The 14888-nt window shown below is 65.1% G+C and carries 12 protein-coding genes; 6 read left to right on the plus strand and 6 right to left on the minus strand.

Going from position 1 to position 14888, the window contains the following annotated elements:
- Positions 1–28 precede the first annotated feature (28 nt).
- From NLR35_RS02560 to NLR35_RS02570, 3 genes are all read right to left on the minus strand, one after another.
- Complete coding sequence (locus NLR35_RS02560) at positions 29–2344, minus strand: ATP-binding protein (protein WP_257164977.1); 2316 nt, start codon at positions 2342–2344, stop codon at positions 29–31.
- Between the two features lie 853 nt (positions 2345–3197).
- Positions 3198–3938, minus strand: a complete 741-nt coding sequence (locus NLR35_RS02565) for a metallophosphoesterase (protein ID WP_257164978.1) — start codon at positions 3936–3938, stop codon at positions 3198–3200.
- A 523-nt stretch (positions 3939–4461) separates the two neighbouring features.
- Positions 4462–5121 (minus strand): hypothetical protein, encoded by a 660-nt coding sequence (locus NLR35_RS02570; RefSeq protein ID WP_257164979.1) that lies wholly within the window; start codon positions 5119–5121, stop codon positions 4462–4464.
- A 391-nt stretch (positions 5122–5512) separates the two neighbouring features.
- Here NLR35_RS02570 and NLR35_RS02575 point away from each other — a divergent pair, with 391 nt between their 5' ends.
- Positions 5513–5833, plus strand: a complete 321-nt coding sequence (locus NLR35_RS02575) for a hypothetical protein (RefSeq protein ID WP_257164980.1) — start codon at positions 5513–5515, stop codon at positions 5831–5833.
- A gap of 208 nt (positions 5834–6041) precedes the next feature.
- Here the strand turns inward: NLR35_RS02575 and NLR35_RS02580 are convergent, their stop codons facing one another.
- Complete coding sequence (locus NLR35_RS02580) at positions 6042–6947, minus strand: LysR family transcriptional regulator (RefSeq protein ID WP_257164981.1); 906 nt, start codon at positions 6945–6947, stop codon at positions 6042–6044.
- Positions 6948–7044: 97 nt separating this feature from the next.
- On the opposite strand from NLR35_RS02580, the gene styA reads away from it, so the two are divergent.
- The 4 genes from styA to NLR35_RS02600 all read left to right on the plus strand — a co-directional run bounded on the left by styA (position 7045) and on the right by NLR35_RS02600 (position 11167).
- Positions 7045–8292, plus strand: a complete 1248-nt coding sequence (gene styA, locus NLR35_RS02585) for a styrene monooxygenase subunit StyA (RefSeq protein WP_257164982.1) — start codon at positions 7045–7047, stop codon at positions 8290–8292.
- A gap of 13 nt (positions 8293–8305) precedes the next feature.
- Positions 8306–8833 carry a flavin reductase family protein gene (locus NLR35_RS02590; RefSeq protein WP_257164983.1) on the plus strand — a complete coding sequence of 176 codons (528 nt, stop codon included), beginning with the start codon at positions 8306–8308 and terminating at the stop codon, positions 8831–8833.
- Between the two features lie 854 nt (positions 8834–9687).
- Positions 9688–10593, plus strand: a complete 906-nt coding sequence (locus NLR35_RS02595) for a 2Fe-2S iron-sulfur cluster-binding protein (RefSeq protein WP_257164984.1) — start codon at positions 9688–9690, stop codon at positions 10591–10593.
- Positions 10594–10687: 94 nt separating this feature from the next.
- Positions 10688–11167: a ferritin family protein gene (locus NLR35_RS02600; protein ID WP_257164985.1), complete on the plus strand. Its 480-nt coding sequence runs from the start codon at positions 10688–10690 to the stop codon at positions 11165–11167.
- Between the two features lie 107 nt (positions 11168–11274).
- Here NLR35_RS02600 and NLR35_RS02605 read toward each other — a convergent pair whose 3' ends face one another.
- Positions 11275–12297, minus strand: coding sequence for an aldo/keto reductase (locus NLR35_RS02605; RefSeq protein ID WP_257164986.1), 1023 nt, complete (start codon positions 12295–12297; stop codon positions 11275–11277).
- Positions 12298–12471: 174 nt separating this feature from the next.
- Between NLR35_RS02605 and xth the strand changes: the two genes are divergently transcribed.
- A complete protein-coding gene (xth, locus tag NLR35_RS02610; protein ID WP_006614362.1) occupies positions 12472–13263 on the plus strand; it encodes an exodeoxyribonuclease III in 792 nt (263 codons plus the stop codon).
- Positions 13264–13296: 33 nt separating this feature from the next.
- Here xth and NLR35_RS02615 read toward each other — a convergent pair whose 3' ends face one another.
- Positions 13297–14736 (minus strand): DUF1254 domain-containing protein, encoded by a 1440-nt coding sequence (locus NLR35_RS02615; RefSeq protein ID WP_257164987.1) that lies wholly within the window; start codon positions 14734–14736, stop codon positions 13297–13299.
- Between the last annotated feature and the right edge of the window lie 152 nt (positions 14737–14888).

The raw sequence follows: 14888 nt of genomic DNA on the forward strand, positions 1-14888 counted from the left end.
CCCCTCCTCCGTCTCGGACTCCTCCGTCTCAGACCTCGGCCGCCGCAACCGGACTGTCTGACGGCGCCAGGGCCGGCGCCTCGATGCTCGGCGCCGACGTGCCGATCGCCTTCAGCATCGCGGCCACCATCGCCGGCTTGCGCAACGGCTTGGCGAGGAAGTCGGTCATGCCCGCCTCGCGGCACTGCTTGATGTCGTCGGGGAAGGCGTTGGCCGTCAGCGCGATGATCGGCAACTCGGCCAACCGGCCGCCCTTGGCACGAATGGTCCTGGTGGCCGTGATGCCGTCCATCTCGGGCATGCGGACGTCCATCAGCACCAGGTCGAACTCCTGCTCGGAGGCCGCCTTCACCGCCTGCAAGCCGTCCGGCACGATGCATTTGTCGACCGCGAACTCCTGCAGCATCTTCGACACCACCATACGGTTGGTGGCATCGTCCTCGGCGATCAGCACCCGCAAGGGGCGGCCGAGCGCCTCGATGCGCGCCTTCAGGTCGCCGGCGCCGACCCGGTCGCCGCGCTGATCGGAGACCTGCTTGTCGCTCCACGGCAGGGTCAGGCTGAAGCGGAAAGTCGAACCTTCGCCCTGCACCGAGGACACCGAGATCACCCCGCCCATCTGCTCGATGATGCGCCGGGAGATCGCAAGTCCGAGCCCCGTGCCGCCGAAGCGGCGGTTGATCGAGGCATCGGCCTGCGCGAAATCGGTGAACAGCTTGCCGACGCGATCGGCGGGAATGCCCATGCCGGTGTCGGACACGCGCCACTCGATGGTGGCCTTGTGATCGTCGCGCGTGCGGCAGGCAACGGCAATGGTGACGCCGCCCTGCTCGGTGAACTTCACCGCGTTGGAGGCGAGATTGATCAGCACCTGGCGAATGCGCGCGACATCGCCCTTGAGCGACGGCGGCAGCTTCGGATCGATATCGGCGTTGACCAGCAGGCTCTTGGTCTTGGCATTGACGCCGATGATGGCGGTGACGGCCTCGACCAGCGCGGCCGGCGAGAAATCGACCGTCTCGAATTCGAGCTTGCCGGCGTTGAGCTTCGACAGATCGAGAATGTCGTTGAGGATGCGCTGCAGATTGTCGCCGGACTCGCGGATGGTCATGACAGCGTGGCGCTGATCATCGTCGAGCTTGGTCTCGAGCAGGGTCGAGGCAAGGCCGAGCACCCCGTTCATCGGCGTACGGATCTCGTGGCTCATCATCGCCAGGAAGTCGGACTTGGCCCTGCTCTCGGCCTCCGCCTGCTCGGCGCGCCAGCGCTCGGTGACGTCGCGGCCGAAGCCGCGATAGCCGGCGAACTTGCCTTCGTAGTCGCGCGCCGGCCGCGCCGTCAGTGCCCAGCGGCGGCGCTCGCCGCCGGCGACCACGACATGGATCAGGCTTTCCGGGATCGACAGCCGCTGCGTCATGCGATCCGCGAGCGTCTTGAGCGTCGCCGTATCGGTCGGACAAAGATATTTCAGCGTATCGATCAGCCGCTCACCCTTGAGCTGATCGAGCGGCAGCTGCGCCACGTCAGCGAAGCGCTGCGGCGCGTCGATCAGGCGGCCCTCGGCATCGGTCTGCCACAGCCAGCTCGCGGCATTCTCCTGGAATTCCTTGAGCAGCAGCGAGATGGTCTCGTTCTGGCGCTCGTGGCGGATCTGCGCCTTCAGGTTTTCCAGGAACACGTTGCCGTGCGACACCAAATGGCGGACCATGAAGGACGAGTAGAGCGCGAGGAAGACGACGAGCACGAGGTAGGTCGCGCCGCCGCACAGAAACAGCGAGCCGACCGAGCACAGCATCAGCGTCCAGGTATAGGTCAGGCCGGCCCGCGGGACGCTGGACATCGCGAACGCGCCGCCGGAGATCATCCCGGTCATCAGCGACCCCACGATGATCTGCAGATGCGGATCGACCTGCGGCATCACGATCAGCGGCAGCGAGCCCCAGACCGCCGAGAGGAAGAAGGCCTGCAGCGTCATCCGATTGATGGCGCGCTCCGAGGCTTCCTGCGGACGCGACTTGCGTGCACGCCACCAGCCGCGCAGCGCCATGCCGCCGGCCAGCGCGATCGCCGCGCCCCACGCGGTGAGGAAGAGATTGGAGACGGTGTTCCAGAATACGCCGAGAATGATGGCGGCATTGGCGAAGTTGATGCCGATCGTCACCGGGACCAGGCGTGCGACGGCATCGATCTGCCGCGCACGGATGCGCCGGCGATCGCGCTCGGTGAGCGCTTCGTCGTCGAGGCCCTCGATGGCCCCGAAGCCGCCGATCCAAAGGAAGAACGCGCCCAGCGGGCCGGCGCCTGCAGTTCGCTTCGAGCTCGTGGGATCCCCAGGCCAATTCATGAGGGCGCAGTGCTTTCCTTGTGATCCCTTGCCATGCCTGATCGGCTGCTTCAGCGACGTTAATTGTTTCGCCCGTAGAATTACGGAACCAGGTCCTTCCCGGCCCTGAATGCACGAACCGATGGGCCGTGGAGCGCCTCACCGCGCGGCGCAAGCGAACAGGTCGTCGTTCTCGCGGCATGATCTGCCCGAGCTTTGCATCTCGATGTCGCCCTCGGTGAAAACGAGGGCGCAGGGAATGCCGGGTGCTGGCCGCAACCCATGGCCCGCCTGCAGAAAAGAAAGCAGGCGGCAGTCACCACAGGTCCAGCCGGTCAACCGGCATTCCCTGCACGACGGCTCTACGCCTTATACGCACTCTCCCCGGGGACCGGCTGTCTTGCCCGGATCATCGTCACCACCGGCGTGGCCTCGGCGTCGGGAGACCAGGACCATGCGATTTCGGCGTGCGCCGGAGCCGTTCGTCCGCACGGCATCACGCCATGCTGCGGCTCCAAGCGCCCATCGCATCCCACCCCGCGTGTCGTGACGATCGCGATACGCCCCTCGTGCCGGGGCGGGACGCCGACAGGAGAACACAAATTCCGAAATTACGAAACGGATATATTTCTGCGGCGGAGACTGGACAGGCCAAATCAGCTTGATCGCGCTGACGGAATTAGTTTGCGCGCGCAGGCGGATTCAAGCCGGGCAGCGCCGCTGGATGCAGGCAACTGCGCGCAAACAAGCAGACCGATTTGCCCGACGGGCAACCGGGATCCGGGATTATCGCGATGAACATTTCCGTGGGCTAGTGCTCCGTCCCTGCTGGCTGCAAGGTTCGTCGGACTTCTCACCAGCGTCTCATATGCGTTCAGATCACGGCGCCGGATGCATACGCACCGGCCCAGTGCGGAAAACCATTCTCGACGGCGCGCGCCGCCGCGTGATCCCAGTCGTAAGCCAGCGCCAGCAGCTCGGCCTGCCAATGTCCGCGCCGCTCCGTCAGCACGGCGTAGCGCGCGTGCGGCGAGCGATATTCGAGTTGCGCCGCGATGGGGATGTCGCCGAACACGGGGCAGCCGACGCTGCCGGGATTGACGACAAGAGGACCGCGCGGCACCTGCACCATCGCTTGCCGATGGCTGTGGCCGCACAGCACCAGCGTGGCGCCGCCGAGATTGACGAGACGCGCGGCCAGCACATCGCGGCGCGCCGGAACATAGCGGCCATCGTCGAGCATCTCTTCCAGCAGGAGGGCGCAGTCGTCGTCCGGCGTGCCGTGGACGGCGAGGATGCCATGCTCCAGCGCGAGCCGCGGCGGCAGGGCATGCAACACGCGGCGCTGCTCGGCGGTCAGCGCGGCGCGCGCGAAGCGCCCGGCGGGCGAGAGCTTCTCGTCTGGAAACTCCTCGATCCAGCGGTCGTGGTTGCCTCGTACGGTGGGCAGCGTCAGCGACTGCAACAGCTCGAATGTTTCGCGCGGCCACAATGGACTGGTCACACAGTCGCCGAGATTGACGGTGGCATCGACGCCGCGGGTCTTGATGTCCGCGAGCACAGCCTCCAGCGCCGGCAGATTGCCATGCACGTCGGAAATCACAGCCAGCCGCATCGTCGTTCTCTCGTCTCAAGGTTTACAGGAGTTCGTTCGAGGCCAGCTCTATCATCTTCGTCCTTGCGAGCGAAGCGAGGCAATCCAGAGCCGCGCACGGGACCTTGGATTATTTCGCTTCGTGTGACTGCCCAGCTCCCGCAACGACCAACGGTGTCGTCCCGGCCTTGAGCCGGGACCCATACTCCGCGGCCGTCGTGGTGAGCACGATGCTAACGACGCGCCTGCCCCACACCAAAGCCTGAGGTTCTGGGTCCCGGCTCAAGGCCGGGACGACAGCAGAGTTCGCCGCCCCTGCATATGTGATCTCACCCTCGCTCCGCTGTCATTGCGAGCGCAACGCGCTTCGCTTGCAATGAAGGCGGAGGGGCGCGTGGTCAAAGAAAACGTAGGGTGAGCAAAGTGGACGCCGCAGGCGGCTTCGCGCCCACCATCTTGTTCCGCGCACGATGCCGGTGGGCACGGTGCTCGCGACGCCGATGCGTCGCTGCGCCCCTTTGCCCACCCTACGATTTCATGCCGATCAGGACCGCACTGGAATTCCCGAGAGCGCCGGAGCCCTTCCCGCAAACCGCTGCAGGATCCGGTGCGTCGGATAGAAGATCACCAGCGGCAGGCCGATCAGCAGCATCGCAAACCACGCAGGTCCCGGCATGAAGCTCTGCGCCACGGCATCGCTGAGGCCATAGACGTAGTTGATGTTGACCGGCAGATCGCTGACCGCGGGCGGAGCAGGCATCAGGAAGTAGCATACCGAGAGCAACGCCCAGGCCGCGACGGTCCAGACTGCAAAAGCGCGACGGTCATAGCCGAGCCGCCACACCAGCCACGCCAGCACGAAGGGCAGCCAGAAATGGAAGAACGACAGGCTGCGGGTGAACAGCGGCAGCTTGGCGTCGAACATATAGGCCGTCATGCCCGTGATCGGCAGGCCCGCAGCCGTGCCGAGGAAGTCGACCACCCACAGCGCCTGCGGCAACAGGATTCCGACCGCGGGTGCGGAGGCCAGCAGCGGACTCTCCAACCAGACCGCGGCCAGCGTGGTCAGCAGCGCGACGTCGCAGAAATACAGGAAGTTGGTCGGCCCATAGGCCATCAGATAGGTCGGCACCAGCACCGCGCAGAACGCGCTATAAGCAAGCTTGAACCACAGCGGAATGCCTGGCTTTGCGGCCTCGTTCATCGCTCCCCTGCCCCTGCAATATAAGTGTTCTCGCAATCGCGCGGAGATTGCAGGGAGAGGCGCCGTCGCGTCAATCAGAGGGCCGACGATGTTCGTACTCAGCGTTAACGAGAGTTTGCGCCGTATCACGCCGCATTCCGGATGGCTTTTCCCATCTCAGGTTCATCATCTTCGTCATTGCGAGCGAAGCGAAGCAATCCAGAGTCCTCGCGCAGCCCTGGATTGCTTCGCTCGCAATGACGGCAGGAAGATTCTGCGGAAGGCGGCGAGACAAGCCGCGGTCCCCAGGGAGCGCTCTGCGCAACCGGTACCTCTCTACGAAGTTGATGCGCTTGCGCAGCCGTGCGAGACTGATCTGCACCGTCCATCTGCAAAGCAAGGAGACGGAAGAATGGTGCAAGTGTTTGCCGGGCCTGCTGTCGCGTGGGTGACGTTCTTCGGCGTCTTGATGCTGATGCCGGTGAGCCTCGGCATCTATTGGCTGTTCAACAAGCGAGCCCGGTTGAGAGACATCGAGACCCTCCGCGAAAAGCTCAGCCACCTCACGACGACGGATCCTGAATATGGCGCCGTGAGAGCTCTGTACACATCGATGGTGATCGACGCTCATCGCTGGCACTTCTATCATTCCGACGCAGCGTCGGGAGATCACAGCAGCGGTTACCATGCCGGGGGCGATGATGCTGGCGGGGTTGGTGGCAGCGACCACTGATCATGTAAAGTTCGCAGGGTGAGCGAAGCGGACACTGCAAGCGACCGCACGTCCAGCATCTTGTCTCACGAACAGTCCGTCAGGTGAGCAAAGCGAGCGCCGCAGGCGATCGCGTGCCCACCATCTTGCGGCGCGCCCGGTCGCGGTGGGCACGGTGCTCGCGACGCTGGCGCGTCGCTGTGCGCCTTTGCCCACCTTACCATTCTTTTCACTGCAGCGCGCCGACTGCGAACACGTCGGCGCGCTCGATGATCAGGTCACGAAACAACCGCGCCCGGTGCGACATCCATTGCGGGTCGGGATAGACGACGTGGAGCGGCAGCGAGGGGACGTCGTAGTCGGGCAGCAGGTGGATCAACTTTCCGGACGCGATGTGCTCGACGGCGCACCAGTCCGGCAGCACCGCTGCGCCGAGGCCTTCGAGTGCGGCTGATGTCATGATGTCGGCGTCGTCGCAGGTGAGCGACGGCGTGATGCCGACGACGTGGCGGCCGGTTTCGGATTCGAAGCTCCATTCGTTCTTCGGCGACAGCCGTGAATAGGTGACGCAGGGCAGCTGGCGCAAATCGTTGGGGAGGCGCGGGGGGCGGTGTCGCGCGAGCAGCGATGGCGCGCCGACCAGCAGCCGCTTGACGGTGCCGACGCGGCGCGCGACCAGCGAGCTCGAGGAGAGCACGCCGATGCGGATCGCGAGCTCCGTGCCGGTCTCGACGAGGTCGACGAACTGCTCGGTGAAGCGGATGTCCAATCGCACGTCGGGATAGCGGCGGCCGTATTCCGCAAAAATGTCGGCGAAGAAGTAGCGGCCGAACGAGGTCGGCACCGTCATCCGCAAGGTGCCCGACGGGGCGCCGACGCGTTTCGGCGACGGCACGCCGGCGCTCTCGAACAAACTGACGATGTCCTTGGCGAGCTTGAGCACCCGGTCGGCCTCGGGCGTTGGACGCAGCTTGCGCGTGGTGCGGACGAATAGCCGGCAGCCGAACTGCTCCTCCAGCAGCGCGATGCGCTTGGTGATCGCGGGCTGGCCCAGGCCGAGATCGGCCGCGGCCTGGGTGAAGCTGCCGGCCTCCATGACCCGGATGAAGGTCTGCAGCGCGTCGATCCGGTCCATCCATTCCTCCCCGGAATGAGTTTTATTCTTGCCATTCCCTATACGGCATCCGGAGGACTGGTCTAGCCTCTCAAAAAAATCAAACGGAGGGAGACCCATGGAGAAGTCGATTGGGATCGTCGGCGCCGGCATCGGCGGACTGCATCTCGCGCTCTATCTGCAGAAGCACGGCATCCAGGCCACCGTGCTGACCGACCGCGAGCCGGAGCAGTATGCTGCAACGCGGCTGATGAACACGGTGGCGCATCACGGCATCACGGTGGCGCGCGAGACCGAGCTCGGCGTGAACCACTGGGACGATCCCGATGTCGTCTATCACCACCATGATCACTTCTTCAATTTCCCGGGCAGCCCCCTGCTCTTCCGCGGCGCGTTCAAGCAGCCGAGCCGCGCCGTCGACTACCGGATCTATCTGCCGGCGCTGATGAAGGACTTCGAGGACCGCGGCGGTACGATCGAATATGCCAGCATCCAGGACGACGACATTCCGGCGCTGGTCGCCCGCTTCGACCTGCTGGTGGTGTCGACCGGCAAGGGCGCGCTCGGGCGGATGTTCAATCACCGGCCGGAGCTGTCGCCCTACAGCCAGCCGCAGCGCCTGCTCTGCGTCGGGCTGTATGACGGCGTCGATCACGGCAGCCCCGGCGGCGACGATCCCCGTGGGGTGACGCTGTCGGTGTCGCCCGGGCATGGGGAGATGATCGTGATCCCGACGCTCAGCTTCGGCGGCATGAAGACGGCGCTGCTGATGGAGAACATCCCGGGCGGCGACATGGCCGAGCTGGTGTCGCTGAACTACGACGCCGATCCGGCAGGCTTCCGGCAGACGATGCTCGACAAGCTCGAGAAGCATCATCCGCACACCTACAACAAGATCGACACGCACCGCTTCGATCTGCAGCCGCTGGACCTGCTGCAGGGCGCCGTGGTGCCGACGGTGCGGCGTTCCTCGGTGAGCTTCGATGACGGCAAGATCTCGATCGCTTTGGGCGACGTGCATTCGGTGGTCGACCCGATGATGGGCCAGGGCGCGAACATGGCCTCCTACGCCGCGTTCGAGCTCGGCAAGGCGATCGTGGACGCCGTGGCGTTCGACGACCGCTTCGTCGAAACGGTCGATCGCGCGCGCGAAAACCGGGTGATCGCGGCGTCGCGCTGGACCAATCTGATGCTGCAGCCGCCGTCCGAAGCGATGGGCCGGCTGATTGTCACGATGGCGCAGAACCGTGCGCTCTGCGACGAGTTCACCGACAATTTCAACTATCCGGAGCGGCAATGGGACCGGCTGGCGAGCGACCGGCGCATCCACGCCTGGATCGACGAGCGGACGCAACTCGCGGCGTGAGGTGGAGCGGCTCATGAGTCATCATGCTGATCCGGCGCGTTTTCGCGCGGCGGCGTCGCGGTTCTCTACCGGCGTCACCGTGGTGACGAGCAGCGATGCCGAGGGCGCGCCGGTCGGCATGACCGCCAACAGCTTCACCACGGTCTCGATGCAGCCGCCGACGGTGCTGGTCTCGCTGAAGCGCGGCCGCACCTGGCAGGCGGTAAGCACGACGCGCCGCTATGCCGTCAACGTGCTCGCGGCCGACGACGTCGCGATCGGCCGGCACTTTGCCGGTGCGGCGATGGCACAAGGCGCGCCGGTGCTGGACGCGTGCGACGGCTTCTTCCTGCTGCCGCAGGCGATCGCGCAGTTCGGCTGCGAGGTCGTGAGCACGGTCGAGATCGCCGACCACACGCTGTTCATCGGCGAGGTCCGCTGCTGCCACCACCAGGACGGCCTCCCGCTGGCGTTTTATGCGAGCCGGTTTCGGAGTGGGCTGGGGGCGGAGATCAGGCCGGGCGATGCGATGGCGTATCCGGCGGAGGGATGGAGCGTTTGATTGCGCGACGTGCACGTCCCGCGCGTCTGGGCCTTCACTCGTGCAGCCAGCGAACTGCCAGATACAGCGCCCTCTCCCCTTGTGGGAGAGGGCATGTGCGGCCCATCCGCGAACTCGGTTGGGTGAGGGGTTTCTCGCCGCAAGCGGCGCTCGTGGAAAGAGACCCCTCACCCGACCGAGTTTGTCTCGCTGTCCTGCATGCCCTCTCCCACAAGGGGAGAGGGCGCATTCACTGACATCGCGATCATTATAACAAGAAAACCTGAAGCGGTTCGCCGGGACGACTTAGTGAGCCAAACATCGTCACATTGAAGACTGCGGGTCCGGCACAGTCGTGAGGCTCAACCGCCGATCGATACGGGGTCGACGCCCCCCGCTGCAGCGGCTCCAGAATGACCGAAGCACGGCTGCGTCACGATCGGCCTGCATGGTATCGCCTCGCCCGCCTCGCCGTCAAACGTGCTCGTGACGCAGGCGGCGGCGCGTCCCGCCCATCCACAGCAAACCGAACGGCCGAGCGCCTCGTCCGGATCGCCGCCCGTCTCGGCGCGCATGATCCTTCCGGGAACCCGTGACCTGCATCGACGCCACGGTGAGTTTGCAATGGCAAGGGACACGCGTGCTCCGGCGCACGGCCTCCAGTTGACCCAGATCAAATGGGCCGCTCCGGTGCGCTTGTCGGCTAGCACGCAGGGCGGAATGCGCCATCGCCATCCGGCACGGCGCGGACATGGATTGGCATCCGATATCAATTAGTTGAACTAATGGCACGCGACTTGCTGACAGGACGGCGAACGCACGCTGAACGCAACACGACAACGCGGCACACCGACAGCCGCCGACAGGAGACGCCCGTGGCCAACGTCACTTTCTCATCCCCCTCGCTGTCGAGGGACATCACCGTCTATGCGATCGCAGGCGATCGCGGCACCATTCTCGGCGTCGCCAAGGCGCACAAGATTCCGATCCCGTTCGATTGTCAGGACGGCGAGTGCGGCTCCTGCCTCGTCGAGGTCACGCACTTCAACCCGAAGACCAAATACGCGATCGCGCTGACCGAGAAAGAAAAGGAGATGCTGAAGCAGCTCGGCAAGATCTCGAAGGTCGAGATCGAGGACGCCGAGGTCAACGACATGCCGCCGCAATACCGGCTGGCCTGCCAGTGCTTCGTCCGCAACGAGGACATTCTCGTCAAGTTCAAGGGCGACGAGACCGTGCCGCCTCCGGGGCCGCACATCACCCACGCGGTCAAGAACTACACGGGCGGCGTCGAGATCGCCTCGCTCGACGAATTCCTGGGCTACGCCGTCAAGGTCGAGGAGGATGCGGCGCTGCACTTCGACATCATCGCGGCCAAGATGGAAGAGCATGGCAACACCGAGGTGGCGGCGCTGTTCCGGCAGCTCGCCGGCTTCTCCCGGCTGCATCTCGCCGAGGCGAAATCGCGCGCCGCCAACATCGATCTCTCCAAGGTGATCCCGCCGGACTATGCCTGGCCGGACCATGAGACGCCGGAGCGCACCTCGCTGTGGGCCGGCGACGCCGCGCTGTCGCGGCTGGACGCGCTCAAGGCGGCATTGGAAGGCGAGAAGCGCGGCTACGAATTCTACGTGTCGATCGCCGCCAAGACGAGGATCTCCGAGATCGCCGTGATGGCCAAGGAGTTCGTCAAGGAGGAAGCCGAGCACGTCCGCCTGCTCGAGGCCTGGATCATCCGCGAGGAGTGGCTGCAGAAGACGGCCGCGCAGCCGCTCAATTGAGCTGATCGGACACTCGCAAGCCGAGGGACGTGCGCGGCTCGCAGCGCGCGTCCTTCGCGACAAGGCAGACCCTGAACGACGAAGGAAGGCACCGATGATGACCGTTGAGGAATTCCTGGTCCACGCCATCCGTCTGGAGCGCGAGGCCGCCGATCGCTTCGATCATCTGGCCGATGCGATGGAAAATTGCAGCAATCGCGAGGTCGCCCGGCTGTTCCGGCAGCTCGCCGACTACTCGCGCCTGCACCTGGCGTCGGCGAGGGAGCGCGGCGGCTTCCGCGACCTGCCCGAGCTGAAGCACGACGAATTCCAGTGGCCGGGTCCGGAGAGCCCGGAGACGGCCGCGATCTGGGCCGCCGATCCGTTCGTCGGCCGCGAGGAGGCGCTGGAGATTGCGCTGCAGGCGGAAACCGCGAGCTACGAATATTACAAGACCATCCTAGAGACCACCGACGATCCGGAAATCAAGGTGTTCGCGAAAGAGTTCACCGAAGAGGAAAGCGAGCACGTCGCCGAATTGCAGAAATGGATCAGGGCGCATGCGGCGGGGCTGCCGCTGCCCGTGGTCGACTGACGCCGCGACGGCAGGCGCGCGGCGCCGATCGGACGACGTCGTCAAACGCCTCGAAGCCGCAGGCGCGAGGCCTGCGGCCGATGATCCGTAACCGTTTCGCGCCTCCGTCAGCGCCGCTCGTTCAGCATCGGGAAGCCGCGCTGGTGCCAGACCGGATAGGCGGCGGGAATGTCGCTGGCGGCATCCAGCTTGGCCACCTGCTCCGCCCTGAGGTTCCAGCCGACGGCGCCGATGTTCTCGACCAGCTGGCGCTCGTCGCGGGCGCCGACGATGATGGTCGACACGGTCGGCCGCTGCAGCAGCCAGTTCAGCGCCACCTGCGGAATGGTCTTGCCGGTCTCCTTGGCGACAGCGTCCAGCGCGTCGACGACGCGATACAGCCGCTCCTCCTCGAACTGCGGGCCGGTGCCGGCGATATCGTGGGCGCGTGTGCCCGGCTTGGCGGGCTGTCCCCGGCGAATCTTGCCGGTCAGCTTGCCCCAGCCGAGCGGGCTCCAGATCACGGCGCCGACGCCCTGGTCGATCCCGAGCGGCATCAGCTCCCACTCATAGTCGCGGTTGAGCAGCGAGTAATAGGCCTGGTGCGCGACGTAGCGCGGAGTGCCGTGGCGGTCGGACGCGGCGAGCGACTTCATCAGGTGCCAGCCTGAAAAATTCGAGCAGCCGATGTAGCGGATCTTGCCGGCGCGCACGAGCTGGTCGAGCGTCGCCAGGGTCTCCTCGACCGGCGTGTTGTAGTCCTGGCCGTGCAATTGATAGAGGTCGATGTGATCGACGCCGAGCCGCTTCAGCGAACCATCGACCGCCTCGATGAGGTGCTGGCGCGACGAGCCGTAATCGTTCGGACCGTCGCCTTTCGGGAAAGTGCCCTTGGTGGAAATCAACAGCCGGTTGCGCTTGCCTTTGATGGCCTGGCCGAGGATGGTCTCGGCGAGCCCGCTGGAATAGACGTCGGCGCTGTCGAACATCGACAGGCCATGATCGAGGCAGACGTCGATCAGCCGCGTCGCGCCGTCAGCGTCGGTCGCGCCCCAGGCCTTGAAGAAGTCGTTGCCGCCGCCGAAGGTGGCGGTGCCGAAGCTGAGCGCCGGCACGCGCAGGCCGGAATGGCCGAGACGTCGATGGTCCATGATGGTCTCCTTGGGTGTTGCCAGCATGAATACGCGGAGGCGCCGTCAGCCGCCATGGGGCAGCATGCATGGCCTCCTGCACCCGCCTGTGAGTCCGGCGGCCAACCGCCTTGACCGGGGGCCCTGCCGCTTGGTCTAACCGGACCGATCTTCTGAGCCTCCTGGAACCAGCCCATGCGCATCGCCACCTGGAACGTCAATTCGGTCCGGCAACGGATCGAGCATCTCGTGACCTGGCTCAAGGAGTGTTCGCCTGACATCGTCTGCCTGCAGGAGATCAAGTGCACGGATGACGCCTTCCCGCGGCTGGAGATCGAGGCGCTCGGCTACAACGTCGTGACCCACGGTCAGAAGACGTTCAACGGCGTCGCGCTGCTGTCGAAGCTGCCGTTCGACGAGACCAAGTCCGGGCTCGACGGCGATGCCGAGGACGTGCATGCGCGGTTCCTCGAAGGCGTGGTCAGCCTCAAGAGCGGCGTGGTCCGCATCGCCTGCCTGTATCTGCCCAACGGCAATCCGGCCAACACGGAAAAATATCCCTACAAGCTCAAATGGATGTCGCGGCTTCGTGACTATGCGCGTGAACGGCTGAAGACCGAAGAGCCGCTGATCCTCGCGGGCGACTTCAACGTGATCCCGGCGGCCGCCGACGTTTCCAATCCCGAAGCCTGGGTCGACGACGCCCTGTTCCGGCCCGAGACGCGTGAGAGTTTCCAGTCGCTGCTCGGCTTGGGGCTGACCGACGCGCTGCGCGCCGTCAACGACGCGCCGGGGCAGTACACGTTCTGGGACTACCAGGCCGGCGCCTGGCAGAAGAACATGGGCATCCGCATCGATCATTTGCTGCTGTCGCCGCAGGCCTCCGACCGGCTGGTCGAGGTCGGCATCGACAGCTATGTCCGTGCCTGGGAGAAGCCGTCCGATCACGTCCCGGTGTGGGCCGACTTCGATCTGGAGACGGCGTAGCCCCCATCGCGCAACGGCTAGATTGCGCAACGGCTAGGGTAGCCGGACGATGTCCGGCGGCGCCCAGGTCTGGGTGACGCTCACCTGGGGATCCGGCACGTAGACGCGCAGGATCAGATAGAACGTACCGTTCGCTGGCGATTGCAGCCAGTAGGTGCCGGACGGAAGCGAACCGGGTTCGGCGTTCTGGATCAGGATCGTCATGCCACCCGCGGCGTCGCGGTCCTGATATACTGGATAGTAGCCGTTGATGGTGTAGTGGGAAGAGCCTTCGACCAGATTGTAGTCGGAGTCGTACATCGTGATCGACCAGAAGCCGTGCCTGGTCACGTCGCAGGGCGGGAAACTGCCGGCGCTGAACATGATCCGGTAGTTGTTGCTGCCATTCAACTGCTGGCCGAGACTGTCGCTGAATGCGTTGATGTAGACCGCCTCGGCCGGATCGTTGGCGCAGATGCCGGCGAGCGACTGCAACGCGCCGCGGGTGATGTAGTCGCTGTTCTGCCCGGCGCGCCCGAGATCGAGCGGCGGATAGGTCCAGCCGTTGACCTGCTTGCCGTGCCCCTTCGCCATGGACTTGAGCATCGCGAGCCCATCCTTGGCCGCACGTTGCAGGCCCGCGCGCGTCGCTGCGGACTGGCTCTCGACGTCCTGGCCGGGGCCGATGCCGACGGTCGCAAACAGCTTCAGGAGCTGATCCTGCGCGATGCCCGGCGGCAGGCCGGGCGGATCCTGCGTCATCGCCGCGTTCATGGTTCGCCACGCACCGGCCGTGTTGTTGTAGTCGAAGCCGTCGGGAACGAGGACGTGGCTCGGCGTCGGCGGCGGCGTGTTGGGCCAAAGCGACAGCGGGGTCAACTGGTACTGCGCCTGGATTGCGTTCGCCTTGTCCAGATCCTCCTGGGTGGTGTCATTGACCCCGGTGCGTCCGAGCAGGAAGATGCTCACCGTGCGTGAGCGCGGCAGAACGTCGAGCACGTCATCGGGCACCGCGCCGGTCCAGCCGGGACCTGCGATCAGAAAATTGCCCGCCTCCGTGCCGGTGGAGCGGGTCCCGACATAGGCGAAATTGTCGGCATCCATGCACACCATCTCGATGCAATAGAAGCGGTCGGTCACCGCCGGCACCGAGATCACAATCGGATCATCCGTCACGTCCAGCCAGGCGGTCGCATACAGCGTGTCGCAATTGGGGCTGCCGCCGGACTTGCTGTTTTCGGGGTTTGCGAGCTGCTGACTGCGATGGAACGAGTTGACCGGCGCGTACAGATCCGGCTTGTTGGCCTGCTGGCTCACCTTTTGGCCTTCTTTCGTGGTCCAAAGCCAGCGCAGTTGCGCGTTGTAGATCCACGGAAAGCCCCAGACATAGGCCTGCATTCCCAGCGAATATGCGTAATTCTCCTGCCAACCGTCGCCTGCGGACGCAGCTGCCGCGGCGTGCGCCGGACTCGGGGTGCCAACAAAATCGTCCATGGTGAATATTCCTCATCAATCGTCGCGACGAAATGAAGTATGTGATTCAAAATCGATGGCGCCCTGGATCGTGCGCCGTTCGACGGCCGAGACGCCGGCAGCAAATCAACAAACACAACCTAAAATAGTGTAAACGGTCCGTCTTCGTCAAC

Source organism: Bradyrhizobium sp. SRS-191 (assembly GCF_024586915.1).
Classification (GTDB): domain Bacteria; phylum Pseudomonadota; class Alphaproteobacteria; order Rhizobiales; family Xanthobacteraceae; genus Bradyrhizobium.

Bases quoted from the DNA above. Each gene is read 5' to 3' on its own strand.
- NLR35_RS02565 (WP_257164978.1), bottom strand. From the start codon at position 3,938: ATGCGGCTGGCTGTGATTTCCGACGTGCATGGCAATCTGCCGGCGCTG.
- xth (WP_006614362.1), top strand. From the start codon at position 12,472: ATGCGCATCGCCACCTGGAACGTCAATTCGGTCCGGCAACGGATCGAG.
- NLR35_RS02580 (WP_257164981.1), bottom strand. From the start codon at position 6,947: ATGGACCGGATCGACGCGCTGCAGACCTTCATCCGGGTCATGGAGGCC.
- NLR35_RS02590 (WP_257164983.1), top strand. From the start codon at position 8,306: ATGAGTCATCATGCTGATCCGGCGCGTTTTCGCGCGGCGGCGTCGCGG.
- NLR35_RS02600 (WP_257164985.1), top strand. From the start codon at position 10,688: ATGATGACCGTTGAGGAATTCCTGGTCCACGCCATCCGTCTGGAGCGC.
- NLR35_RS02575 (WP_257164980.1), top strand. From the start codon at position 5,513: ATGGTGCAAGTGTTTGCCGGGCCTGCTGTCGCGTGGGTGACGTTCTTC.
- NLR35_RS02605 (WP_257164986.1), bottom strand. From the start codon at position 12,297: ATGGACCATCGACGTCTCGGCCATTCCGGCCTGCGCGTGCCGGCGCTC.
- NLR35_RS02570 (WP_257164979.1), bottom strand. From the start codon at position 5,121: ATGAACGAGGCCGCAAAGCCAGGCATTCCGCTGTGGTTCAAGCTTGCT.
- styA (WP_257164982.1), top strand. From the start codon at position 7,045: ATGGAGAAGTCGATTGGGATCGTCGGCGCCGGCATCGGCGGACTGCAT.
- NLR35_RS02615 (WP_257164987.1), bottom strand. From the start codon at position 14,736: ATGGACGATTTTGTTGGCACCCCGAGTCCGGCGCACGCCGCGGCAGCT.
- NLR35_RS02560 (WP_257164977.1), bottom strand. From the start codon at position 2,344: ATGAATTGGCCTGGGGATCCCACGAGCTCGAAGCGAACTGCAGGCGCC.